Here is a 2,009-nt window from a genome sequence, read left to right as displayed (position 1 = left end):
ACGGCAACTGACCTACTGGGCAGAGGACTTGGCGCGACGCCAAGAGGACAAGGATCTACGCGGCCTCGCGGCAGCCATCGAAGCGGCGGACGGGGCGCACCGATGAAGGGCGCCGAGTCGGTGTGAAGCCCGCCGCGTGCGAGACGGCTCATCCATCCTCCGCACCGGACGCCGGCAGCCCCTCCGCGCGGAGCGCGCCCAGCCGTGCCCACACACCGATCGCCCGGCGCTGTCGGCCGAGGTCCTTCTCGACGGCGCGCCGGCGTAGTGCCGTGTGGGCCCCTTCGCCAAGTGTTCCCCCCTGGACGCGGAAACCGGTCCACGGCGGGGTCCCGTTCATATGCTTTGGCGTTCTTCAGAATCCAGGCGAACGCATGGTTCGATATTGAATATTTCTGGAGAATTCGCCATGGCACGCCACCCCTTCCGCACAAGGAGAAAATCCATCAGCATGATCGGGCCGGGCCTGACCAGCCTTGGCGGCAAGGGGGAAATCGCCGTTTTCAACGGATGGGGAGGAACCTCACATGCGGACCATCAGGAGGCAGGCGACGGAGTGGCTCGCCGACGCCGCAACCGATCCGCGCGACTGCGAACGACAGTGGCATGGCGAAAGCGGCGTCGCGGCGCTGGCCTGCGGGCGGTTATGGGATGTGCTGAGCGTGCCCGAGGCATGGGGTGTGCTGGCCCTGGATGCCCTCCTGCGGCTTCCGCGGGCGCCCGGCCCCGTACTGACGGACACCGGCGCGGGCAGAGTGGGCTTCTTCCTGCCACATGATCCCGCAGGCCGCTGGGTTGGCACGGATGTCAGGTACCTGGGCAAAGGCGCGTGGGTCACAGTACCTGCGCCGCATCGGGCCGTAGGGCGTCTTCACTGGCTGGTTCCACCTGATGGCGCGGGAACGCTGTGTGTCCCCGCTGCCGTGGAAACCGCCCTCCAGCAGGCCCTGGGTACCCTCACGGCCCGGTCCGCCACGCGGCGACGGTGTCCGGTGTGTGGAGCGCGGACCGCGCAAGCCTGTCTTCCGGGGAAGGCGGGTTCGGATGACGGTCACAGGTCCGGCCGCCGCCACTGAAACTCACAGCGGGGGTGGTGCCGTGCAGTGGTTCGACCCCGACCCGGGGAGCGGGGGGGGGGCAGGGTCGCGGGACGGCGGAAGCACCGGAGATGGACGCTTCACGGCGGAGTGAACCACACGCCCGTCCACTGAATACCGCCCAAGTCCCCTGCCCCCACCGCCTGAACGCGCCGGCTGCGGGACACGGAGGCCCGTCGGTCCGCGGAGCCGCGGCCGCCCCGGCAGGCACGAGCCCTCCTCGCCTGAACCAAGCGGTCCCCCGCGCCGACGCGCCGAGTCCTTCCGCGAGTTCCCACTCGTCGAGCCCCGCACACACACGCGAGAAGAGCACGCACACCGGTCACCCGCGAGGCGGAGCCCGGCGGAAGCCGGGCGTGGCGGGTTGCGGGGCTTGTGGGCCCGTGGTCGCATCTCCCTCGAAAGGCGCATATGGGATCTCCAGGCGCCTTGGTAGAGGGCAGGTCACCTGTGATGGTCTGCCCCGGAAAGAACGTGGAAGGACTCATGCCTCACCTCACGCTCCGTTCGGCGGCCACCGCGCTCCTTGCTTCAGCACCGCTGTTGATGGCGGCGCCCGCTCAGGCCACCGTGCAGCAGGGCTTCCCCTGCGACGTCGGGCTTCAGAAGATCAGCAACAACGAGACCAGCACCATCAACGTCAGCGCCACCTGTGCCACGGCGCGGACTGTCGGTGTGAGGATCTCCGCGGGTGACACCGAACTCGCGAACGCCGAGATCGACGTCAAGGCCGGTGTGCAGCGCACCGTCAGCATCACCGTGCCGAAGGTCGAGCGAGTCTGCGCCACCCTGGAGACCGACGGCGAAAGCCTCGCGGTCTGCAGCGGCTGACGGGTCGCCAACGCCGGTATCCCCCCTCTGCGACACCCTCCTGAACAGAACGGCCGCCGCCCCTTCACGGTCCGCAAGGAC

1 protein-coding gene is annotated in these 2,009 nt (G+C 69.1%); it reads left to right on the top strand.

Annotation, left to right across the window (positions count from 1 at the left end; all coding sequences use genetic code 11):
- Positions 1–1,583 precede the first annotated feature (1,583 nt).
- Positions 1,584–1,928, top strand: coding sequence for a hypothetical protein (locus ABZ281_RS47440; protein WP_356664835.1), 345 nt, complete (start codon positions 1,584–1,586; stop codon positions 1,926–1,928).
- The last annotated feature ends 81 nt before the right edge of the window (positions 1,929–2,009 follow it).

The sequence above is a fragment of the Streptomyces sp. NPDC006265 genome (genome assembly GCF_040613555.1).
In the GTDB taxonomy this organism is placed as follows: Bacteria; Actinomycetota; Actinomycetes; order Streptomycetales; family Streptomycetaceae; genus Streptomyces.
Note: the sequence above shows the minus strand (reverse complement) of the source record. Positions and strands in the feature narration are given on the sequence as shown.